Source organism: Psychrobacillus antarcticus (assembly GCF_029533155.1).
Taxonomy (GTDB): domain Bacteria; phylum Bacillota; class Bacilli; order Bacillales_A; family Planococcaceae; genus Psychrobacillus; species Psychrobacillus antarcticus.
In genome coordinates this window covers 145242-167737 of record NZ_JAIZDB010000017.1, presented here as the reverse complement: position 1 = coordinate 167737, position 22496 = coordinate 145242, and the positions used below count along the sequence as shown (strand labels likewise).

General features: G+C 37.7%; 27 protein-coding genes. 4 read left to right on the top strand and 23 right to left on the bottom strand.

Features of this window, described 5'->3' with window-relative positions; all coding sequences use genetic code 11:
* Positions 1 to 7 precede the first annotated feature (7 nt).
* Positions 8 to 757 (bottom strand): C40 family peptidase, encoded by a 750-nt coding sequence (locus tag LDK52_RS11045; RefSeq protein ID WP_277586023.1) that lies wholly within the window; start codon positions 755 to 757, stop codon positions 8 to 10.
* Between the two features lie 173 nt (positions 758 to 930).
* On the opposite strand from LDK52_RS11045, the gene LDK52_RS11040 reads away from it, so the two are divergent.
* A complete protein-coding gene (locus LDK52_RS11040; protein WP_277586022.1) occupies positions 931 to 1257 on the top strand; it encodes an SCP2 sterol-binding domain-containing protein in 327 nt (108 codons plus the stop codon).
* A gap of 43 nt (positions 1258 to 1300) precedes the next feature.
* On the opposite strand, the gene LDK52_RS11035 is transcribed toward LDK52_RS11040, so the two are convergent.
* From LDK52_RS11035 to LDK52_RS10940, 20 genes are all read right to left on the bottom strand, one after another.
* Complete coding sequence (locus tag LDK52_RS11035; protein ID WP_277586021.1) at positions 1301 to 1687, bottom strand: DUF8042 domain-containing protein; 387 nt, start codon at positions 1685 to 1687, stop codon at positions 1301 to 1303.
* Between the two features lie 67 nt (positions 1688 to 1754).
* Positions 1755 to 2108 (bottom strand): hypothetical protein, encoded by a 354-nt coding sequence (locus LDK52_RS11030; RefSeq protein WP_277586020.1) that lies wholly within the window; start codon positions 2106 to 2108, stop codon positions 1755 to 1757.
* Positions 2105 to 2506 (bottom strand): flagellar export chaperone FliS, encoded by a 402-nt coding sequence (fliS, locus tag LDK52_RS11025; RefSeq protein WP_277586019.1) that lies wholly within the window; start codon positions 2504 to 2506, stop codon positions 2105 to 2107. Before fliS ends, LDK52_RS11030 begins: the two co-directional genes overlap by 4 nt.
* 36 nt (positions 2507 to 2542) lie before the next feature.
* A complete protein-coding gene (locus LDK52_RS11020; protein ID WP_277586018.1) occupies positions 2543 to 4060 on the bottom strand; it encodes a flagellar hook-associated protein 2 in 1518 nt (505 codons plus the stop codon).
* A 15-nt stretch (positions 4061 to 4075) separates the two neighbouring features.
* A complete protein-coding gene (gene flaG, locus LDK52_RS11015) occupies positions 4076 to 4456 on the bottom strand; it encodes a flagellar protein FlaG (protein ID WP_277586017.1) in 381 nt (126 codons plus the stop codon).
* A 399-nt stretch (positions 4457 to 4855) separates the two neighbouring features.
* On the bottom strand, positions 4856 to 5056 hold the full coding sequence (locus tag LDK52_RS11010) for a YjfB family protein (protein ID WP_277586016.1): 201 nt from the start codon (positions 5054 to 5056) through the stop codon (positions 4856 to 4858).
* Between the two features lie 426 nt (positions 5057 to 5482).
* Positions 5483 to 5860 (bottom strand): hypothetical protein, encoded by a 378-nt coding sequence (locus LDK52_RS11005; protein WP_277586015.1) that lies wholly within the window; start codon positions 5858 to 5860, stop codon positions 5483 to 5485.
* A 248-nt stretch (positions 5861 to 6108) separates the two neighbouring features.
* On the bottom strand, positions 6109 to 7476 hold the full coding sequence (locus tag LDK52_RS11000; RefSeq protein WP_277586014.1) for a flagellin N-terminal helical domain-containing protein: 1368 nt from the start codon (positions 7474 to 7476) through the stop codon (positions 6109 to 6111).
* Positions 7477 to 7622: 146 nt separating this feature from the next.
* Positions 7623 to 7835: a carbon storage regulator CsrA gene (gene csrA / locus LDK52_RS10995; RefSeq protein ID WP_277586013.1), complete on the bottom strand. Its 213-nt coding sequence runs from the start codon at positions 7833 to 7835 to the stop codon at positions 7623 to 7625.
* Positions 7836 to 7839: 4 nt separating this feature from the next.
* The gene (gene fliW, locus LDK52_RS10990) at positions 7840 to 8277 is read right to left on the bottom strand and encodes a flagellar assembly protein FliW (protein ID WP_277586012.1); all 438 of its coding nucleotides are present in this window, start codon (positions 8275 to 8277) and stop codon (positions 7840 to 7842) included.
* 20 nt (positions 8278 to 8297) lie between these two features.
* On the bottom strand, positions 8298 to 8852 hold the full coding sequence (locus tag LDK52_RS10985) for a DUF6470 family protein (RefSeq protein ID WP_277586011.1): 555 nt from the start codon (positions 8850 to 8852) through the stop codon (positions 8298 to 8300).
* Between the two features lie 51 nt (positions 8853 to 8903).
* Positions 8904 to 9788, bottom strand: coding sequence for a flagellar hook-associated protein FlgL (flgL, locus tag LDK52_RS10980; RefSeq protein ID WP_277586010.1), 885 nt, complete (start codon positions 9786 to 9788; stop codon positions 8904 to 8906).
* A gap of 15 nt (positions 9789 to 9803) precedes the next feature.
* Complete coding sequence (gene flgK / locus LDK52_RS10975; protein WP_277586009.1) at positions 9804 to 11402, bottom strand: flagellar hook-associated protein FlgK; 1599 nt, start codon at positions 11400 to 11402, stop codon at positions 9804 to 9806.
* A gap of 12 nt (positions 11403 to 11414) precedes the next feature.
* On the bottom strand, positions 11415 to 11909 hold the full coding sequence (locus LDK52_RS10970) for a flagellar protein FlgN (protein WP_277586008.1): 495 nt from the start codon (positions 11907 to 11909) through the stop codon (positions 11415 to 11417).
* 152 nt (positions 11910 to 12061) lie between these two features.
* Complete coding sequence (gene flgM / locus LDK52_RS10965) at positions 12062 to 12325, bottom strand: flagellar biosynthesis anti-sigma factor FlgM (protein WP_277586007.1); 264 nt, start codon at positions 12323 to 12325, stop codon at positions 12062 to 12064.
* A gap of 266 nt (positions 12326 to 12591) precedes the next feature.
* A complete protein-coding gene (locus LDK52_RS10960; RefSeq protein WP_277586006.1) occupies positions 12592 to 13008 on the bottom strand; it encodes a TIGR03826 family flagellar region protein in 417 nt (138 codons plus the stop codon).
* Between the two features lie 43 nt (positions 13009 to 13051).
* Positions 13052 to 13675 carry a ComF family protein gene (locus LDK52_RS10955; RefSeq protein WP_277586005.1) on the bottom strand — a complete coding sequence of 208 codons (624 nt, stop codon included), beginning with the start codon at positions 13673 to 13675 and terminating at the stop codon, positions 13052 to 13054.
* Complete coding sequence (locus LDK52_RS10950) at positions 13672 to 14811, bottom strand: ATP-dependent helicase ComFA (protein ID WP_320415362.1); 1140 nt, start codon at positions 14809 to 14811, stop codon at positions 13672 to 13674. Before LDK52_RS10950 ends, LDK52_RS10955 begins: the two co-directional genes overlap by 4 nt.
* A gap of 203 nt (positions 14812 to 15014) precedes the next feature.
* Complete coding sequence (locus tag LDK52_RS10945) at positions 15015 to 15860, bottom strand: DegV family protein (RefSeq protein ID WP_277586003.1); 846 nt, start codon at positions 15858 to 15860, stop codon at positions 15015 to 15017.
* A gap of 107 nt (positions 15861 to 15967) precedes the next feature.
* Positions 15968 to 16549, bottom strand: a complete 582-nt coding sequence (locus tag LDK52_RS10940; RefSeq protein ID WP_277586002.1) for a nuclear transport factor 2 family protein — start codon at positions 16547 to 16549, stop codon at positions 15968 to 15970.
* Between the two features lie 130 nt (positions 16550 to 16679).
* Here LDK52_RS10940 and LDK52_RS10935 point away from each other — a divergent pair, with 130 nt between their 5' ends.
* Complete coding sequence (locus LDK52_RS10935; RefSeq protein ID WP_277586001.1) at positions 16680 to 17606, top strand: nuclease-related domain-containing protein; 927 nt, start codon at positions 16680 to 16682, stop codon at positions 17604 to 17606.
* Positions 17607 to 18582: 976 nt separating this feature from the next.
* Here the strand turns inward: LDK52_RS10935 and LDK52_RS10930 are convergent.
* Both LDK52_RS10930 and LDK52_RS10925 read right to left on the bottom strand, forming a co-directional pair.
* Positions 18583 to 19257: a response regulator gene (locus LDK52_RS10930; RefSeq protein WP_277586000.1), complete on the bottom strand. Its 675-nt coding sequence runs from the start codon at positions 19255 to 19257 to the stop codon at positions 18583 to 18585.
* Between the two features lie 35 nt (positions 19258 to 19292).
* Positions 19293 to 20438, bottom strand: coding sequence for a sensor histidine kinase (locus LDK52_RS10925; RefSeq protein ID WP_277585999.1), 1146 nt, complete (start codon positions 20436 to 20438; stop codon positions 19293 to 19295).
* Between the two features lie 140 nt (positions 20439 to 20578).
* Here LDK52_RS10925 and LDK52_RS10920 point away from each other — a divergent pair, with 140 nt between their 5' ends.
* Both LDK52_RS10920 and LDK52_RS10915 read left to right on the top strand, forming a co-directional pair.
* Positions 20579 to 21214, top strand: coding sequence for a YigZ family protein (locus LDK52_RS10920; protein ID WP_277585998.1), 636 nt, complete (start codon positions 20579 to 20581; stop codon positions 21212 to 21214).
* A gap of 30 nt (positions 21215 to 21244) precedes the next feature.
* Positions 21245 to 22405, top strand: coding sequence for a CAP domain-containing protein (locus LDK52_RS10915; RefSeq protein ID WP_277585997.1), 1161 nt, complete (start codon positions 21245 to 21247; stop codon positions 22403 to 22405).
* The last annotated feature ends 91 nt before the right edge of the window (positions 22406 to 22496 follow it).

The following is a 22496-nucleotide window of genomic DNA, read 5'->3' as shown; positions in this document are numbered from 1 at the left end:
TTCTTCTTTATCTTAGAGTTAATGAATTAAATCGATTGAATGAAACAAAATGTTCTTTCCAATAAGAGGATTCTAAACTCGTTACTTCCACACCTTTTGACCCAGTATGGATAAACTTATTATCACCTATGTAAATTCCCATATGAGAGATTCCTTGTTTATATGTATTTTGGAAAAACACTAAATCGCCTACAACTGGTATCGTAACAGCAGAAGTTTGTGTAAAGTAACTCTCACTACTTTGTCTCGTAATATCTAAACCTGCTTGCGCATGTAAGAAATAAATAAATCCACTACAATCAAACCCGGAAATTGAATAACCACCAAATACGTAAGGAATCCCTTCTAGTCGCTTTGCAAAATCTACTATTAAAGGATACAAAGCTTGTCCTTTAGCAGATAGATTATTTGTTTGAACTAAACTAGGTGCTGTGATCAACGAAGCATCCTTAACTTGAACTGGTGTAACTACTGTCTCTTGTTTGGATGTATTAGTAACTTCTATAGGTTTCGCAACAACCACTTTTACTGGAGTTTTAGTTGCTACAGTCGGCTTTTTCACAACCAATTTTTGTTTTATATAAACGCTATCCTTCGTCAGCTGGTTCCATGAACGGAGATCGTTGACCGATACTTTATTGAGCTTGGCAATTTTTGATAGTGTATCTCCCTTTTTCACTTCATATAAGGTATTAGCACTAGCAGTCGATGCAAATGAAATTAGTAAAACTGTTACTATTAGCACTTTCTTTAACATAAAGACCCTCCTTCTAAATAACTACTATATTTATAATAACATTTCTACTAATCAAACACATTACATTTTGCAATTAATTTCCCAGGCAATATTAACTCGAAATTAAGATGAAAATATGAGAAAATATAAATATGAATGGATATTCACTCGCAAAAAGAAAGGATGACTATAAAATGAACGAAACATGGCAACTAATTGAAACGACGATGAACGAAAACCCAGCACCAATACAAAACGAAAATGTACGATATGAGTTTAATTTAACTGGAGATAATGTTTGTGTGAAACAGCTAATCTTAGCAAATGGAACTGCAGAAGTATCTGACGATACCACTACAAAAGCAGATTGTAAGTTAACTTTGAACTCGAAGGACTTTATGAAACTTCTTGCAGGGGATTTGAATAGCACTACTGCTTTTATGTTTGGTAAGTTGAAGGTTGATGGGAGTATTGGGCTAGCTTTGAAGTTGGAGGCATTGTTGAAGGAGTATAAGTTTTAGGATTTAAAAATAACCCAATGATTCTTTCACATTGGGTTAGATTTTATACTTGTGTATATACGACTAATTGTGGATGAATAGACTCATACCATTTTTTATATGCTGGGTATAGATGTTGTTGAACCACTTCTTGTTTTTCTTGAGACTTTTCAAATATACCATCTAACTTCTCAGCTGTATTAATAACTTCTTGGAAATTAAGAATGGGGTTTTTCACTTCCATATTGTCATGGTAAATATTCGTTAAATCATCGTTCACTTGAATAAGCTGAACAAAGGAAGAAAGAATATCACTCAACACAAGGTCCCCCTCTGTTTTCGAGTAATCTGTAAAACTTGCCACCACGTATTCAAATGCTTCCTCTATATTTTGAAGCATTGTTGTGTATTCTCGAACTAATTGTGCTTGTTCTTCTGTTAAATTTGTCATTGTATTAGCCCCAATTCATATGTAAATATAAACAAACCGGCAAAAGCATGAGCTAATGCCAGTTTGTTTATTTCTTTTTATCGTAAAAAGTACCGTCTCGGAACACTTGGTTATATGGATCCATATAAGCATGTAAGGATACTTTTTTCTTTTGCTGATCTGTAATATCAAATCGAATCGTTTGCGTAAAGTGTTCAAGTTTTTTAGTCATTATCTTTTCTAATGGAAGTAACTCCTGGCCAAATGCTAGTTCTGCATCTGTAAATGGAGCTTGTATAGTCGATTTAAGTGTTTCACGTTCATCCAACAACCTGTCCACTTGCACAATAACAGTATCCCTTTTATCCTCATCGTGAACATCTAAAATTGTAATTAACATTTCAGTAGTAGTTTTCCAGGAAATTAGACTATCACGAATCATATTTCACCTGGTGTTCCATATTGTTTTTGACGATTAATCTGAATCACTTGTTTCCATGTATCTCGGAATTCCAACGTTAATGCATAAACTTCTTCTATTTTTTCCATGTCATTATTAATATTCGCTTCCACTAAGCGATTAATCATAAATTCATATAAGCTTGCCATAGATCCAGAAACACTCTGGGACATATCAAGCGTCACCATGAACTCACGAAGGATATTCTGAGCTTTTTGGATATTTGTATTTTTTAATTCAATATTATTTGTTTCAATACCCTTTTTGGCTTGGTTTAAAAATTTCAAACAGCCATTATATAGCATTAACGTCAATTCACCAGGGGTAGATTGCGTCACACTATTTTGCTGATACGCTTGATACGGATTATTCACTGCCATTTACTACACCACACCTTTAATATATTTCTTCACTACTTATGATCCTGTGCTAAACATCCCTGACAGATAAGAAGACTGTGAATTTGCTTTTTGAATAGCTTGTTCCATCGCTGTAAACTGCTTCCAATAACGGCTTTCAAGAGATGCTAAACGATCTTCAAAACGGGTCATTTGATCTTCATAGCCAGCCAACAAACGTCCTAAAACAAATGTATTATTTACCGTTGTAGTTCCTGAACCGGCTTTGCTTGTAATTTTTGTTCTTGCCTCATCTAGTGCTGAAGTAAGTCGTCTTGCTATTCCCTTTTCAGAATCCTTTACACCATCAGCAGCAAATAACTCATAGACCTGGTTTGGATTTGCAGAAATTGCTTCTCTTAATTTTGTCTCATCTATTATCAGTTTACCATTTTCTAAATAATTACTTGAAGTGGAAATGCCCAGTTTACTTAATGCATTTGTACCGGATACACCGCCAACAACTGAACTCATTGCACTTCGCATTTTGTTTAAAACTCCTGAAATGATGCTGTCATTCTTCAGCGTTCCACTCATTGCTTTTTCTTCCCACTTTTTAATCTGATCTTCAGATAACGTTTCTTTTTCTGTGTCAGTAAGTGGTTGGTAGTCCTTATATTTGCTTTCTCGCAATTGTCCATTCAAGTCTTCGATTAACTTATTATATTCATCTACAAATTTAGTAACAGATTCTAATATTTTGTCTGTATCAGGAGTAGAACTAAATGTAATCTCTTCATTACTTACTTTTTGCAAAGTCACTTCAAATCCATTAATTTGAAAAGTATTAGTTTGTCTTTCCGTTTTTAATCCATTAAATATAAATTCAGCATTTTGTCCTAATGTACCTAATTTATTTCCGTTTGCATCTGTAGCCCCAGCGGAAATTGTATTATTTTCTGAAACTTTCAAAAAACTATGACTATCTGAGAATTCTATTTCATTTCCCCCAACTACATTACCAGAATTTTTAGCTGAGAATGCAATTTTACCGGAGAAAGAATCATAAAATGCAGTTACTCCAGAATTTTTGTTAATATCATCCAACACACTTTTCATTGTTGAATTTACGTCTATTTTTACTTTATAGCCATTATCCAACGTACCATCACTTTTGATAGCTTTTATAGTAAAATCTGATGGTACTGTTGTTAGAGTTAGATCAGATAACTTCTTATTCAAATCTGCATCATTAATTACTTTACTACTACTTTGCATACTTGCATTCGTGGCAAGCTTATCGATCTTAAGTTTTCCAGAAAAATCACTTACAGAGTTAATATTTTTTACAGAAACGTTTTCTGGTGCCGAGGATGTGACTGTTTTTTGTATAAATGTGGATTGTCTTAGCATACTATCGCTTGTTAAAGTTTTGAAATCATTTAAAGTACGATTGACAGTACGATAATCATCACGTTGCCATTCCGTATATTGTTTCTTTTGCGTTATTTTATCTAAAGGGATTCGATGAGCCTTCATTAACTCTTTAACCATCGATTCTGTATCCATTCCACTTGCTAAACCACCAATACGCATAAAAACACCAGCTTTCTAAATTTTTTTATCTATTAGCACTCCAATAAAATCTAACATCGAGGCATACATATCCATCAATTTCTTATTTGGAATTTCACGGACGACCTGTTCAGTCTCAGAATCCACTAACGTAACATAGTATTTTTCTAATTTTTCATGAAATTCATATCTCAATTTAGTACTTGTAGTTTCTAAAAATTCATTTAAACTCTCTGTCATTTTCTTCACTTTATCGGGTGTTAAGTTTTCTTTCGACGTTTCTTCACTTTTTTGTATGTCTTGCATTTCTGAAGGAGTCACTTTACTCTCTATGATAGTTTTTTTACCGATATTTTCCTGCTTATTAGAAAAGATAATAGCAGTATTAGTACCACTCTCAGCTATTCTATTTACCATGCCTACTTGCCTCCTTATATTAGAAGATCCTTACAGTTTATATCGGCAAAAATAAAACTTTTTTAAGGTATGCATTGAAAAAGATAATGTTAGAAAAAGTTTTATATTTGAAATATATTATAAATGAGAATATAGGCTCTAAAACCGAAGTGAGTTTAATCAAAAGGGACTAAGCTAAATATCATAGTAGAATTTGCAGGTAATTACTTGGGGATGTCTAAAATTATATTTCTGAATAATTTAATGTAAGTTTGTCCATAAGTATGCGAAAAGATGGTTTGGATATATATTTAAAACGAATAAAGTGGAACTAGAATTTCTGGACATAATCTACTTTTCCCATTTGCCCGAAAAAGATAAAGAGCAACCTCTCATCAAGGCTACTCCAAAATACTTCTATTATAATTTCAAGTCAATGTTTCCACCTAAATGTGGCTGAGCAGCTTGTTGAATCGCAGCTGCATCTGTCGTAGTCATTAGATTTTGAAGCGCATCACCTTGCTGTTCGGCACTGCCCATTGCTTGTTTCATAACTGACATCGACGCTTGTTGCATAACGTTCTGTTGGCTCATGACCATTGATAATAATGCAATATCCATACGAACACTACCCTTCTAGTTTTAGTGTACAACAGCCTGTAACTGTCTTTCAAGAGACTGAACTTCCTTTTCAAGTTATCCAGCTGATGATTAAATCTCGCAATTTCATTGGTAGTCATGTCATTTACAAGAGCGCACTCTGCTATTTCTTTCATTTCATACAGTTTGTCTTCTATTTCCTCTAAGATATTATCTTGTTCCTTACACCATTCAAGTTGTTCTTCAAGAAATCTTTTATGCTCTTGAGTCTCTTTATCCATACTACTCCTTTCTAAATAACAGAGTATGTATATCAAATTCTCACTACTTAGTTAACATACAAGTTAATTCAATCATCGTGAATGTTTATTCTCTCATGTTTGTTTTTGATACTGTGGACAAATATTTATTCCCATTTGAATATAGACTAGTTCGATTTAAAACAACTTATTTTACTAATTCAAGAATTTTCATTAGATTTTCTACATCATCTGTTAGTTTAATTAATTCTTCTTTGTAATCCTTAATATTAGTAAATAATAAATTAAATAATCTTCCATCATCTAATTCAATAAAGTCTTCAAAGTTATCCTTAGTAATAATACCTTCAATATATAAAGCTTTCAATATATGTCTAGGATTAAAACTTATCTTACCAAGAACCACATCACTTCTCGAAATTCGTCCAATTTTACTATGATATAAATCAAGCGCTAGACTACCTATTTCACCTCTAAAGAAATCCACTATAAAACATAATTCTTCTCTAGAATACTTGTTTTTTATTTCAAATTTTTCTTCAAATAATGATTGTAAAGTTTTCATAATCTTGTCCCTTCCTTTAAAATTATTTTTATTACTTAAAATTACAATTATTCTGCATTTTCATCTTCTACAAACTTTGAATTCGACGATTATTTACCACTCAATCTTATTGACTTGCTAGAATCTCAGTTCATATATATTCCTCTTAAATTTAGTACTTTCTCTTGCAACAATTCCAAATGTCAAATGTAAATCTAAAAAAAAAAGAGACCCTAGCAAAGCTAGAGTCCCTTTCATGTATTCTAAAATTATTGTAATAATTGAAGAACTGCTTGTGGTTTTTGGTTTGCTTGTGCAAGCATTGCTTGAGAAGCTTGAGATAAGATAGATTCTTTTGTTTGGTTCATCATTTCTTTCGCCATATCTACGTCACGAATACGAGATTCTGCTGCAGTTAGGTTTTCAGAAGATGTTCCTAAGTTGTTAACTGTGTGATCTAAACGGTTAGTATAAGCACCTAACTTAGAGCGTTCCGCAGAAACAGTTTCAATTGCTTTATTGATAGTAGTGATTGCATCACTTGCAGAAGACTGGCTATTTACTTTGATTCCAGATACTCCAAGTGCTGATGCTCTCATGTCGCCAATTGAGATATTCATCTCTTGGTCTTCATTCGCTCCGATTTGGAAGTTTAACGTTCCGTTTGAAGCAACAGTTATTGTGGAATCAGCAGTTACATCAAGTGCTCCAGATATTTCAAAAGAAAGACCTTTTGCATCGCCATCTTCAATAGTAATTGTGTTTCCTACTGCTGAATAGTTATTATAATTAGCTGTAGTACCTGCTGTAATTGTAGCATCAGTACCAGAACCAGTTGCTGCACCAACAAAGTTACCTGTTGCCCCAGCAATTGTAATTTCTGAAGCACTACCTACAGAATTACTAGTAAGTACCAACATATCAGTTGCATCTAAAGAAGCTTTTATTCCTAATCCTGCATCATTAATTGCTTTAATTACATTATCAGTTGATTCAGCATCCGCAAAAGAGAATGATGTTCCATTAATAGTAATTGCACTTGCAGCATTCAATGCTGTCCCAGTAGTTGCAACAGTAGCTGTTGCCGTTGCAGCTGTTGCCACTGTTGATGTATTAATTCCTATTGATGCACCAACCTTAGTGTCACCTGTACCGCCTAATACTTTAATTAAAGCAGCATCGCCAGTATCTGCATCAGTTGCAGTCGCAGATACATTAGCTCCACCATTGATTAATTTTTTTGTATTGAATTCAGTCGTGTTACCAATACGATCAATTTCAGAAGTTAACTGATCCATCTCTTTTTGGATTTCTCCACGGTCAACATCTGTGTTTGTATCATTACCAGATTGTACTGCTAATTCACGCATACGTTGTAGAATTGAATGAGTTTCGTTTAGTGCTCCCTCAGCAGTAGCGATTAAAGAGTTTGCATCTTGAGCATTCTTAGAAGCCATATCTAGACCACGTACTTGCGCACGCATTTTTTCAGAGATTGCAAGACCAGCTGCGTCATCTCCAGCTTTGTTAATACGAAGACCTGAAGATAATTTCTCCATTGATTTTGATTGGTTTGAGTTAGCAGTAGTCAATTGACGGTGTGTGTTAAGTGCTGCGATATTGTGATTAATTCTCATTATAAGTTCCTCCTTGGAATGTGTTGCTCACTTCCATGTGAGCAGTGTTTAGTTTAGTATGCATTCAAGAGAACTGAGCCGGCCGGACACAGTTTTTCTTGCTTACATACTTAGTATCGGAAAACTTAGAGATAGTTTAATAGCTTTTAAAATTTATTTTTGAAAAGATCTAAGTTTGTTATAACTGCTTCTGTATTAGAGGCAGAAACATCTTGTCTCAATTCCCCACGAATAATATCAATACTTCTTGGGGCATTTATAGCAACTTTTACTTGCTCCCCTTTTACTTCCGAAATAACTATTTCGATGTCTTCCCCAATCCAAATAGTATCTCCAACTTTTCTAGACAATACTAGCATTTGCTCACCCCTCTTTACTTTCGGATGAGATTAAGTGACGAATTGCATAGTCTTCATTGTTTAAAATTACTTGCTTCGCTTTTTTGTTAGACGTGTTTAAGATAATTGGTGCCTTTAAGTTTACGGTAGACTTTTCGATGGTTTCTTTTAATGATACGATGGCGAAAACTGCTACTTCTTTTTCGTCTTCTATTTGTAGTGCATGTATAGTTGCTTCTTCTATATCAAAGCTATAATGAGTGGTGATGTCATAAGGGTTTGTAATGATAAATGCCAATGCTGCCGTTTGAACCGATTGCAACACTTGAAATACGCTATTTTCTTCAATAGGAAGTAAAATAAATTCTTTTTCATCTTCAAAACCTGGTAAGCCATGTTGGAAGTTTAATATGTTTGATTGATCAATTTCTACTTCCCCAAAGTAAGCAGTTTGTATGTTCATCTTTATTCTCCTCACTATTTTTACACTTCCCAATCAATTTGTATGGAAGGCTTTTGTATTAAATCTATTTTAACATTTTCTGGTGTATAATTATGAATCGGTTTATTGATCTGAACGTCGATTTTAGGATCGTTCTTTTGAACTTGAATGTCTACGGTTGCTGGAGTATATGTAGTTTTTACTGAATCGCCACTTGGAATAAATTTAATTCCCATTTTTTTATTCTGTGGACCTGTCCTAGCATCAATAATAGAATAGATGGCATTTCCACCTTTTTCAATGCTCATGAGCTGCTCCCCTTCTCTTGCGCGACGAGCAACTCCAGCTAGCGCAGCTTGTTTTCCTTTTTCGGCGTAATTCCTTGTCATTTCCATCGAACTGATCATTCCAAGATCTCGCCTTGCTTGTGAAGAGTCAATATGCAATTGCCCTTCCGTTGTGTGAATGGATAGCTCAGCTGCTGGTTGTTGAATCTGCATATCTGCTAGCGGCTGTTGAATCTGCTGATTGGGCTGTTGAATTGTTAATCCTAATGCAGCTTTTGTTGTTTGAATTTGGATTTGGGGTATTTTCATTCGTCTCATCCTTTAAAGAAAGCGTATGAACATTTGTCCATACGCTTTTTATTATCTTATGAAATCTACTAAGGTCGCTTGAATAATTTTGGATCCGACGGAAAGTGCTGCCGTATGGATAGATTCTTGGGTAATCATTTCGGTAATAGCTTTCTCTAAGTCAATGTCTTCGTTTTCGGACATACGCTTTGTTGCGATAATTTCTTGAGACTCTAAACGATTCTCCATCATTTCGACACGATTTTGGCGTGCACCAATATCTGCACGTTTTTCTAAGACATTATTTTGCATATTGTTTATATCCGATAAATAGCCACTTATAACAGTACCTGCACTGCCATTACCTAGAGATGTTTCTATTTTTTCTAGCATTGCATCTATGTCACTAAATAATTGAATACCAGTTGTATTTACGTTAATCTGTACGCCGTCATAGACTTCAATTTTCACTTCTTTATTTAAGCCAGTTGCAATAGAAGTATCAGTAAATGTATTTCCATCATGAAGAGGAGTTAAAGTATTTGTACCTGAGAAAATATATTTATCTCCAACTTTTGTGTTTGATAAATCTTGTATTTGCTTACGAATTTGTGTTATCTCTACTTGAATTTTTTTACGGTCGTCAGATGTTTTTGAATCATTCGCAGCATCTGTGACTAATTCTTGTAATCTTTTAACAGCTTCTCCTACGTGGTCTAAAGCATCATCCGAACTATCTAACCAGTTGTTAACCTCACCTAGATTTCGTTGGTATTGCTCGACTTTATTTAAATCTGTACGATATCCTATCCCTTTAGTAGCTACTACGGGATCTTGTGATGGTCGAGTAATTTTTTTACCCGTATTAATTTGGTCCTGTAGTGTACTCATTTTGCCGTAGCTGTTGGATAAGTTACGTAGCATATTACTAGATAGCATAGATTGTGTTACGCGCATGTTAAAGTCCTCCTATTATAGTCCTACTCGGCCCATGCCGTTTATGATTTTGTCTAATGTTTCATCTACTACTGTGATCATACGGGCATTTGCGTTATATGCTTGTTGGAATGTAATCATATTTGTCATTTCTTCATCTAATGATACGGAGCTAATGGAAGCTCTGTTATTTGCAACAGTTAATTGGATGGTTGCCGAGTTCGTAGCAAGACGAGTTGCTTGCTCTCCTAAAACTCCCATTTGTCCAATCATCGATTGGTAGTATGTTTGGATAGTTGCTCCGCCTAATCCGCCAGTTGTTGTATCCCCAGGAAGTGGTTTAGCTTTAATGTTAGCAAGTAATAATGCATTTGCTCCATTACCTGGCTCAACAACAGGATTCCCATTTGCATCAATAGCGGGTTGTGAGTTAGATGCAGCAATTAATGAAGTATTATTTTCAAACTTGCTATCTACTATAATATTGCTCGCACTTATTTCTTGCCCTGTCACTTTACTAACAAAGAAATTTTGACCTAGAGCACCATTTATATCGGTACCTGTTGTATGAACATTATTAAATGCGGTTGCAAATGCATTTGCCAACTCATCTAGTTTTTTCAACATTTCTGGATAGAAGCCGGTTTCGTCTGCAGCCGCACCATAGCCGTGAGAGTTAATAAGAGAAAGGATTTGCCCCTTATTAGCTTCCATATCAGCATATTTAATTTCACCACCTAGAGCTTTGCCACTTCCAGTAACAGTGAAACTTGTGAAAGGTTGATAGCCCTCGGCGTTTGTCATTAGTGTTGGTGGAGTAGTATTTCCTGTGTTTGCAGTTAAAGTAGCAAAGTCTTTACCTGTTACAACATTAATAGAACCACCAGCAGTTTTAATAGAAATGTTCATAGAGCCTTCTGCAATTGCTAATGCGTTACCACCAGATTTTTCGTAAGAAACTTCTACAGGGAAATAATTCGAAAGTTCATCTAGCAATACATCGCGTACATCATATAAATCATTTGGCATATAGCCGTTTGGTTCAATTGCTTGAATTTCTTCATTAATCGCAGCGATTTGTTTCAAAATTGAGTTGATATCAGTAGTTGATACTAGAATTTCATTTTTTAAGTTTTCTTGAATATCGGTTAGTTGTTTATTGATATAGTTAAACGATTCTGCAACTGCTATCCCTTTTTGAACAACTACCTTACGGGTACTTGCATCATCAGGGCTTGTGCTTAAAATTTGAAGGGAGCTCCAGAACTGATCTAATGACTCATTTAATCCGAAATCAGATGGCTCTGAAAGAATATCTTCCATTTGAGAAACTGCATTTGAGCGAGTTTCCCAATAGCCAAGTTTCGTCGTTTCTTGACGGTACTGACGATCAACAAATTGGTCACGAATACGTTGTACCGATTGAGCTTGCACACCTGTTCCAAGATGACCTGGGATCTTGGGTGCATTTAGGCCAGTTCCTGGATATCCTAAAGTTGCTTCCATATTTACACGTTGGCGTGAGTATCCTATTGTATTTGCGTTAGAAATATTGTGTCCTGTTGTATATAGCGCTGATTGTTGTGTAGTAAGACCGCGTCTAGCTGTTTCTAATCCCATAAATGTGGAGCCCATGGGTTCGCCTCCTTATGCTTGTGAGTCGAAGTAGGTTTTGTCTTTTGATGGACCTTTTACTTCGGTTTTTGAGTAATTCATTTGATCTGGCTTTGGACGTAGCATATCTAGAGTCATGTTGACGAATTGCAGTGATTGGAATGTAAGTTTTTGGTTTAGGTCATTTTGGTTTTTTAATGTTTCTAACGTAAGTAGTAGATTATTACGTGCTATTGTTAGTTGAGCTTTTTCTTCGTCTGTGTTGGTATTTTCTAAGACAAGTGCAACAGTTGGGTTGTCAGTAGGAGCAATTCCTTTTGCTCGAAGGTAATCCGTTACCTCTAGTTGACGCTGTTGTTCAAGCTGTGAAATGCCTGCTACATGTGCCTGCTCGTCCTTGAGCAGTTGGTTTAGACTGTCCATGTCTCCAATTTTAATAGCTTCTGTTTTTTTGTATGCAACCTCTAGCAAGCTTTTGTGAAGCATTTCTAGTTTGCTGAGTGATTGCAATATGTTATCGATGGACATGTTTTAAGCTCCTTCTAATCAATAATGCCTCGGCATAATTGCGTCCAGATTTTGAATTGTGCAGAGCACAATTTACTCCTTTCAAAATCTGTGACATCCGCCGGAGGCATGTAACTTATTTCAGTTGGCGTTTGGGCGCCTACTGAAATAAGTTACATGCGGTAATAATTTAGAATGTTCGATGCTAGTTTCTTCGCATCTACTTTGTACGTTCCTGCATCGATGTCCGCTTTTATAGATGCAACTCGTTCCGCTTGTTCTACCTCTACGGATGATTTTGTTTGCATGCTTTTCGCAGCAGATGAAATTTCCAATTGATCTGCGGTTGTTTTAGTTGTATTTTGTACTTTTTCAGCTTGTTGTTGATTGCGTTTGTATGGATTTACCTGGTTTAAACCAACGTTTGTGATTTTCATAAAGTTTCGTCCTCTCCTTTTCTTACAAAGTGTCTATATCTTATTTCGGCATGAAATATGAAGTGTTTAGAGTAATTTGAACGATTTGTGTAGAATAGGTCTTGGGAATTAATGGGGTGAGTGGAATTGGAGGGTCTTTGAGTGGAACTGAGACTTGGTTGGGTGGAACTCGGGTGGTTGGGTGGAACTCAAGGATTTTTGTGTGCAACTCATTTTTGGATTATTGTTTTTCATTCCAAATAAAAACTCCCACACGAGGTGAGAGTTTACTTTCTCTTGTTATCAGCGTGGTAAGTAGCACTTTCTTGGCTAGCTACTTTGTCACGGAATTCTTTTGCTGCGTCGAATTGGCGTAGGCCAGATTGTAAGTCTCCTACACAATTTTTGCATAGTTTACCTTGTTGCGTTATTTTCCCACAGTTATCGCATGGATAGCCTAGGTTTGGGAACATTGCTGGTTGTAAACGGTTTTTGCGTACCCATTTGTGTAATAATGACTCTTCTACGCCGGTTACTTCTACAATTCGTTCTATAGTTGCTGCACGATTTTCTCGTTTGCGAAGGAATCGGTATACTGTTTCGTATAGTTTTTCTTCGTTCATAGCGCAGTTATTACATACTTCTCTCAATCCCGTATAGTTAAAAAACTCGTCGCAGGACGGACAATTTTTTAATTCACCCATTTTGTTACCTCCAGATATTATTCTCTCTTGTTTTATCGGTTGGTTAGCCTTTTATTAAAGTGATTGCGTCGACTCTTTTGGCTCCTGCGTCCTTTAAAATCTTCGCTGCATGGTGAATGGTAGCACCTGTTGTGTAAATATCGTCGAATAAAATGTAATTTGTTGCTTCGATTGTTTGGATTGTTTCGAAAAGATTGGTTGTTTTTAAACGTTCCTTTTTTGATTTCTTCCCTTGGGTTTCAGATTTTGTTTTAATGAGTAATTGTTGATAGGAGATTTGTGCCGCATTTAGCAGTTCGTCCACTTGTGCGAATGTGCGTAGTACTAATTTTTCTGGATGCATGGGGATTGGGACGACTATGCCTTCTTTCGTGTGAAATGCCTGTTGTAGCTTCCTGGCAAATACTTTGGCTAATGCAACGTCTTGGAGGAATTTGTATTGGTGTAAATATTCTCTCATGGCTTCGTTATAGGTGTATAAACAATAAACTGAGTCGACTGCTCCCTCATAGGGAGTTCCTAGAAAATCAGTGAAATCAATGGTCGACTGTGATATTTCAAACTTTTCTAAGCATCTTATGCAAGTAGACGAGTCTAATTCGTATAAAAAAATCTTCGTCCACGTTGCCATAGATTGATAAGGATTGCCGCAAATTAAACAGGTCATGAACGATTCCACCCTTCTATCGCATCCTGTGCTTTGTCCATTTCTCTGCTTATCCCATGGTGAAAGAACACGATATCTCCATTTGGATACTGTGCTGATCGACCGACTCGTCCACTTATTTGAATGAGCGCACTGGAAGTGAAGATTGGTTGCTCTGCTCCAACTATGGCTACATGAACATTTTCAATCGTTACTCCTCTTTCTAATATGGTCGTTGTTAGTAGACCAGGTATTTTCTTTTCGCGTAATTGCAAAACTAGTTCTTTTCTATCTGGATGCTCGGCATGTACTCTTGGTAGATCACCTGGAAAGTTTTCTAGCACTTCAATAGTAGGAAGAAAGATAAGAAAAGGAGTTTTGGAATCTATTTTTTCATTTATCCACTTTTGTAGTTTGTGAGGGATTTTTCCTTTATTTAATTGTCTAGCGTATCCCCATAGACTATCGAATCGCGGTACTGGAAGGTCGTGGCCGTGGTATCTTCTTGTGAGAATGGATCGGTTCGTTGTTTTTAATGATTCAGTAGGAGTGGCTGTTACATAATGAATGGCAGCATTCTGTTTGGCGGCTTTGGTGACTGCTTTTTGGAGTGTTTCGTCCGCATGATAGGGAAAAGCGTCTGCTTCATCGACAAACACGACGTCAAATGCTTGTTCAAATCGGTAGAGCTGATGGGTAGTGGCGAGTACTAATTCAGCGAAGCCATGCTGGTCGGGTGCGCTTCCGTATAGGGCGTGAATTGCTGTGTTTGGGAAGACTTTTTGAAAGCGAGGGAATAGTTCTAAAATAACGTCAGTTCTTGGCGCGGCAACGCAAACTCTTTTGCCTGCTTGTAAGCTTGCAAATATGGCGGGAAATAGTAGTTCAGTTTTTCCAGCTCCGCAAACTGCGTGGACAAGGTGGGATTGGTTTTGTTCGACACTAGACAGTAGTTCTTCACTTGCTTTTTGTTGAGGTGCTGTAAATTGGCCGCTCCATGCAAACACATGAACATTCGCGCCGCGAGCATGCTGCTTGTCCCAAAGGAGTAACTGCGAACAACTGCTCACTCGACCCATTCGGATACAGTGGCGGCAATACGTACAAACTTTGTTACAGCGTGCACAGTTGAATGTTTGAAATAAGGATGGCTTCATGTTGTGGCATCTGTTGCAGACGCGCTTGTTTGATTGCCAAAAAAGGTTGGATTTTGAGTATGTTGTGATGCCGGGTTTAAGGTGGATGTGGCCGGAGTCGATGTGGGCGTCAATGACTTCGCGTGGGAATGGGGTGTGTTCGCGAAGCCAGATGCGGCCTGTGAGAAATTGTTGTAGTTGTTCGTTCATGGGCAGTCTCCTCGTTAGTTATTATTAAACCAACCGAGACCCATAGATCCTTCCCCGAGATGCGTACCGATTACGGGACCGAAGTAGCTGATCGTGAAGTCTACGTTTGGCATGGTTGTTTGGAGTTCGTTTTTCCATGCGATTGCTTCGTTTTCGTTGTTTGCATGGATGATTGTTGCTTTTATGCTGTTGAATTGGTTCGAGTCATCTTGTAGCATGTCCGAAATCCGTTTCATCGCTTTTTTGCGTGTACGGACTTTTTCGAATGGAACGATGACTTTGTTTTCGAAGTGCAGAATTGGTTTAACTTGTAGTACAGAGCCAATGATGCGCTCGAGGCCGTTTAGTCTTCCTCCACGATGGAGATGGTCTAGATTGTCGACCATGAAGTATGCCCGCATTGAATTTTTCATGCTGTTTAGTTTTTGTATGATAGCATCTGGAGTAGAACCAGTTTCAGCCATTTCAGCGGCTTTTAGGACGTAAAAGCCTTGTGGCATGCATGAAAGTTCAGTATCGAACGTGCGCACGTTGGTGTCCCCTACTATTTCTCCTGCTTGTTCTGCTCCGGCAAGTGTACCGCTGATGCCACTGGATAAATGGATGGAGATTATTTCATCGTATTCTTTCGCTAGTTGTTCGTATGTTTCGATAAATGTTCCTAAGGAAGGCTGTGATGTCTTTGGAAGAGCTCCACCTTTACGGATTTTATCGTAGAATTCTGTGGTGTTAATGTCTATTTCTTCTTGATAGGTGTCATTTCCGATGACAACGCTTAGCGGCACCATATGAATATTCAGTTGGTCACGAATTTCTTTCGGGATATATGCGGTGCTGTCGGTTACGATTGCTGTCTTCATTTAATAAATCACACTCCTATCTGTAGTTTACGGAAGTTTTCGTACAAATGGAAGCATAAAAAAGACCCAAACATGATATTTATCATATATGTCTGGGGGATGCAATCTTATTTAGTTGTTTCACCTATATAGTAGACGCTGGAAACTAGCCATTTGCCGTCTTCTTTGACGAACACAGTTACTTGGCGACCCTTCTGATCAAGTTTAGCGCCTGTGTCCATTTGTTCAAAGGAAGTATGGATTGTGGAGAATACTTGTGCTTGCGATTTATCGTATTCGATTATGGTGATGTCTTCCGCTGTACGAATCGTATTGAAGTCCTTGAAGGTCTCTTCGATTTTCACTTTTTCAGCTTCATAGTTAAAGCCTTCTGGATTTTTGGAGATTGTTTTCATATAGCGTTCTGTATCTTCTGCGTTAAATGATTCCATATATTCCGTGAAGGAGTCGATTAATGCCGTTTTTTCTTTTTCTGGTACATTTGTCGCTTCTTCAATATTGCTACCTGACATTTCGAAGCCTATACTGGTTTCGCTTTTATTTTCCGCACCGTGATCAGTTGTGGTTTGTGTGTTCGTTGGAGCGATGTCAGCCGCAGAATTGGTGTTTTCGGCTGTGTCGTCATTACTATTGCAAGCTGCCAGCGTTAGTATGAGGGCTGCGAGTGTAATTGATTGAATTGTTTTCATTTATGTCTCCTCCTGCTGAAGGTTATTTTGTCATAATTAGGACGAAAACTCAATTATTATGTTCCCATCTGAAATAGGTAGAATATTCCGGTATTGGAATGTAAGATATAGGTAGAAAGGAGCTGAAGTAATGAGTGGACATTTTGCTTTGTTGAACAGGTTGCGTGATGGATCTGGGATGTTTGATTTTATCAGTGAAGAGATTCGGAAGATAGAAGCTGGAGTGCGTGGTGAGGACCGGCTGGTGGATAGGTTGAATGAGTTGCGTTTGAGTGGTGAGTTTCGTTTTTTTTCTGATGTTTGTTTGGAGCTTGGTGATTGGAAAGTGCAAATTGACTGTCTTGTTGTTACTGATCGATGTTGTATTGTGCTCGAGTCGAAAAACATTAGTGGACGCTTGTATTTTAATGAAGAGCTAGATGAATTTTATAAGGAGGAAAATGGTGTAGAGACCCCCATTTCTAATCCGTATTTTCAGTTGATGCGACATATTCGCTTCATGAAAGAGTTTCTACGCACGACCCTTCCCCAGATAAAAGTGACTGGTGCCGTCATCATGACCGCTAAGTCCTGCCGCATAATGCAAAAACCTACCCATTATCCCATTTTTAAATTAGAGAGCATGATTGAGCGAGTGACTCAGATGTACAATAGTGCTGGCGAGACGAGTTTTTCTGATGAAGAGTTAGATGTTGTTGAAAAGTTTTTGTTGGAAGGTAGGTCTGCTTTTGTGTATCCACCACTTTGTGAACATTATCGGATTTCTCCTGGGGAAATACGGCCGGGGGTGGAGTGTCCTGGTTGTGGGGTTTTGGGGATGCGGCGTGTATACACAACTTGGAATTGTAGAGCATGTGGGAAAAATGATCGCTATGCACATATATCCGCTGTGAGAGATTACTTTTGGATAATTGATAAGAAAATTACCAATAAAGAGTTTCGTAGATTCTGCATGATAGATTCTAAGTATGCTGCGTCTCGCATGTTAAATAGTATGGATTTGATAGCGCATGGGTCTGGTCCAAGTCGATACTTTAAGGAGAATAAGAAAAAGTGATGGATTGTAGGGACGTTATTGGGACGTGCAACGTTCGGGGCGGTTTGCGCAACTTCGGGGTGAGTTCTCGCAACATTGGTGGACGTTTGCGCAACATTCACTTCGTTTGGCGCAACTTTTTTGGGACGCGCAACGTTCGGGGCGGTTTGCGCAACTTCGGGGTGAGTTCTCGCAACATTGGTGGGCGTTTGCGCAACATTCACTTCGTTTGGCGCAACTTTTCTGGGATGCGCAACTTTCCAGGCAATTTGCACAACTTCGGGGTGGGTTCTCGCAACATTGGTGGGCATTTACGCAACATTCACTTCATTTGGCGCAACTTTTCTTGGACGCGCAACGTTTGTGGGTGGTTGCGCAACTTCGGGGTGAGTTCTCGCAACATTGGTGGACGTTTGCGCAACATTCACTTCGTTTGGCGCAACTTTTTTGGGACGCGCAACGTTCGGGGCGGTTTGCGCAACTTCGGGGTGAGTTCTCGCAACATTGGTGGGCGTTTGCGCAACATTCACTTCGTTTGGCGCAACTTTTCTCGGACGTGCAACGTTTGTGGGTGGTTGCACAACTTCGGGAGGGGTTCTCGCAACATTGGTGGTCTTTTGCGCAACGTTCACTTCGTTTGGCGCAACTTTTCTGGGATGCGCAACGTTTGTGGGTGGTTGCGCAACTTCGGAGGGGGTTTCACTTCGTTTGGCGCAGCTTTTCTTGGACGCGCAACATTTGTGGGCGGTTTGCGCAACTTCGGGATTAGTTCTCGCAACATTGGTGGACGTTTGCGCAACATTCACTTCGTTTGGCGCAACTTTTCTCGGACGCGCAACGTTTGTGAGTGGTTGCGCAACTTCGGGAGGAGTTCTCGCAACATTGGTGGGCGTTTGCGCAACGTTCACTTCGTTTGGCACAACTTTTCTTTTTCAGGACGTTATTTCTCTTGTAAAAATCCCACTCCAAAACACTGGAGTGGGATTGAATATGAATATTATCGAACTTCAACCCAACCGTTTTTGATGCCGGTTACTACGGCTTGGGTGCGGTCGTTTACGTTCATTTTTTGAAGGATGCTGGATACGTGATTTTTTACGGTTTTTTCGGAGATGAATAGTGTTTCTCCGATGGTGCGGTTACTTTGGCCATCTGTTAGTAATTGAAGTACTTCGCATTCACGTTTTGTTAGTAAATGGAATGGACGACGGATTTCTGTTTGATGGAAGTTTCCTTTGTTTTCGCGTTCACTTAGGCGACGGAATTCTGCAACTAGGTTCTTAGTAACTTTTGGATGTAAGTATGATCCGCCTTTTGCTACTACTTTGATAGCGGAGACGATAGCATTGGCATCCATTTCTTTTAGCATGTATCCAAGTGCCCCTGTTTTTAGTGCATGCGATACGTATGATTCATCGTCATGGATTGATAGGATAATTACTTTTGCATCTGGGAATTTTTCTAGTAATTCCCCTGTTGCTTCTACCCCATTTTTAGTAGGCATATTGATGTCCATTAATACTACGTCTGGTAGATGCTTTTCATAAAGGCTTAGGACGTCATGGCCGTCATCACCTTCTCCTATTACTTCGAAAGAGTCTTCAAAGTCTAAAATGCGTTTTACTCCTTCGCGGAATAGTTGGTGATCATCTATGATTATTATTTTTGTCATGTGTATTTCCTCCTATAATTCAAATGCCATATTTACTATACCTCATTTAATGGGATACTAAACAAAATGGTTGTTCCTTTGCCGGGGGATGAAATAACTTTCATCGTTCCCTCTAACAAATCCACTCGTTCTTTCATACCAATTAAACCAAAGGATTTTTCTTTTACTACTTCTGGATCAAATCCAGCTCCATTATCTTTGACGATAATATTTATCTTTTGTTTCAACCATTCTACTTTCACCCAAGCTTCTGTAAATTTTCCATGTTTAGTTCCATTTGTTAAACACTCTTGGACTATGCGGAAAATGGCTACTTCAAAATTGGTTTCTAACCTTTTCTCTACTCCAAATGCTTGGAAATTAATCTTACCTTTTGGGTTGTATTCTTCAATTGTTGTTATATACTTTCGAAGCGTTGGTATTAATCCTAAATCGTCTAATGCCATTGGTCGAAGGTCGTAAATGATACGACGGACCTCGGATAGAGCATTGCGAACCATCGTTTTTAGGTCAATAATCTCTTTCATCGCTTCTTCACCGCCACGCTGCTGATATGTAAGATTGATTAGATCTGTTCTGAGGAGTACATTCGCTAGCATTTGCGCGGGGCCATCATGAATTTCCCTTGAAAGTCTTTTACGTTCTTCTTCTTGTGCTTCTATGATTTTCAAGGTGAAATCTTGCTTAATTTTTGCATTTTCAAGTGCTTCTCCTACATTTTTCAAATCGGATGTTAAGTAATTCATGACTATGTTCACCTGATTGACCAGATGATCGGCACGTTCAATCATTTCTAACAAGCCCTGTAATCTGCGTTCTAAATCATCTCTTCTAAGTCTTAGTTGACGTTCTTCACTACGCTTGACGAGAAGATTTATTTGAATTTCATTTGCAGATTCGTATGCTTGGCGAACTTGTGGTTCATCGTATGCGTCAAAATTCTTAGAGACTTCTGCTAATCGATTTCTGGAAAACTTTGAATTCGATTCGAGCATATCCCCTTCAATAATAACCGCCTCGATATTTCCACGAATAATTTCTAACTCCACTTTCATTTCTTCAAAGCTTTGTCGACTTTGTTCGCTTATAATGAAAATATCCTTTTTCGAATGATCCATCACTTCGACCATCCGATCGAAAATAACATCTAACGATTGAGTTTCAATATTCCTATTCGTCATCTGTTTTTTCTCCTTTATGCGTCCAAATGAGTCCTCATTCACTAATGATGACAAGTCCTATTATAGCACTAAGTGACTAAAAATAAATTAAAATTACTTTACAACTATGTTTCAATTGAATCAGGGGGGGAAATATATCCATGAGAAAAGATTACCAGACTATCCAAAGCTACGGGGAGTGCGAAATCATCATTCAAAAATCACGTTTTATTACTTACGTGAACCGAGCAGAAACAGAAGTAGACGCACAAAATTTTATTAATAATATTAAAGAAAAGCATAAAAGTGCTAATCACAACTGCTCCGCATACATTATTGGGGAGCATGACAACATACAAAAGGCAAACGATGACGGCGAACCAAGTGGCACTGCGGGGGTACCAATGCTAGAAGTGCTTAAAAAGCAAGGTTTACAGGATACGGTTGTGGTCGTTACTCGTTATTTCGGCGGCATCAAGCTCGGTGGTGGTGGACTTATCCGGGCTTACGGGAAGGCTACAACCGAAGGAATTGACGCTGCGAAAGTAGTAGATCGTAAACTGCACCATCTCATGAAAGTTTCTATTGAGTACACCTGGCTTGGAAAAGTGGAAAATGAAGTACGCAATTCTGACTATCCTCTAAAAGAGATAAACTACGCAGATCTTGTCGAAGTGCTCGTATTTACAAAAGCAGATGAAGAGGCAGTCTTTACAAACTGGATGGCCGAAATGACGAATGGGCAAGCAAAAATCGAACTTGTTGAAAAAGAGTTTTTGGAATTTAGAGTGAATTGATTTATACTTTTACTATGAGGAGATGAATCTATGAAAAAACTTTCTATTGTAGTAATGTTATTTTTCGCATTAATCTCGGTTCCAACAATTTCTCAAGCAGCAGATTGCCCTTCCATCGCTTACTGGGATGGAGTAGAACTAAAATCCGGTCAAATCGGTCGAGTTTTGATTCAAAAATCAACAACTATTTATAAAAATGTAAATGGTAAATTTGAATTTTCTAGAACTGTTAAACCTGGCGAGAATTACAGAATATACGCGAAGAGATCGACCTACTATCATCTTGGTGGCGGATTAGTAATCTTAGATAATGCGGATGTTTTGTATCAAACACCATCTAAAAGTAAGGTAAATCAGTTAAATTGTGTAAAAACTGCTCTTTCTATTGGAGACAATAAAACGACTGCAACAGCAAAACTTGGTACTCAAAAAACAGCTCTTATAAACGAATTTGGTGCCTCTACTTCAATTTATCATAATAACTATAATAGCTTTTATGCTATAAGTTATTTGAGTAATAAAATAGCCTCCATTTATACGAAAGATAAAAGTTATCAAGTAAATGGCGTTTCAGTATCCAATACGATCGGACAGCTGGAGAATAAACTAGGTACTAAATATGAAACTACCGGAAATACATATCCAATCGAAATTATTACGTATAATTTGCCTGAATATGAAGCAAACTTTTTTATAGATGTGCATAATGATAATAAAATTGCAGCTATTTATTTAATAGATCATTTGCTAATTGATAAGAATCCGAATTTATATCCTAAAAAATCTATTACATTAGAAACTAGCTATGAGGCACTTTTATTCCAATTAACGAATGCAGAGCGTAAAGCACATGGAGTAGAAATTCTTCAAAGCTCGTCAAAGGTTGCTAATGTCGCACGAAATCATAGTGTAGACATGGGATTAAATGATTACTTTAACCATGATAATTTAAAAGGTGAGTCCCCATTTGATCGCCTTTCCAATAGCGGTGTACAGTTTAGAAATGGTGGAGAGAATATTGCAATGGGTTATACAAGTCCCTATTTTGCACATGAAGCACTGATGAATTCTTTAGGGCATCGTAAGAACATCATTAGTACAGCTTATACACAATTGGGCGTAGGTGTTTACTTTGCAGATTGGACCCATGGATCGATTCCGTATTATACTGAAAACTTTATAAAACCTTAAAAGTTGAGAGGCTGCCCAAATGTATGAGTTAGGGCAGCCTCTTTCGTTAGTAATCTTTTATTTGGTTTCAGTTGAAAGTTTATGAAAGATC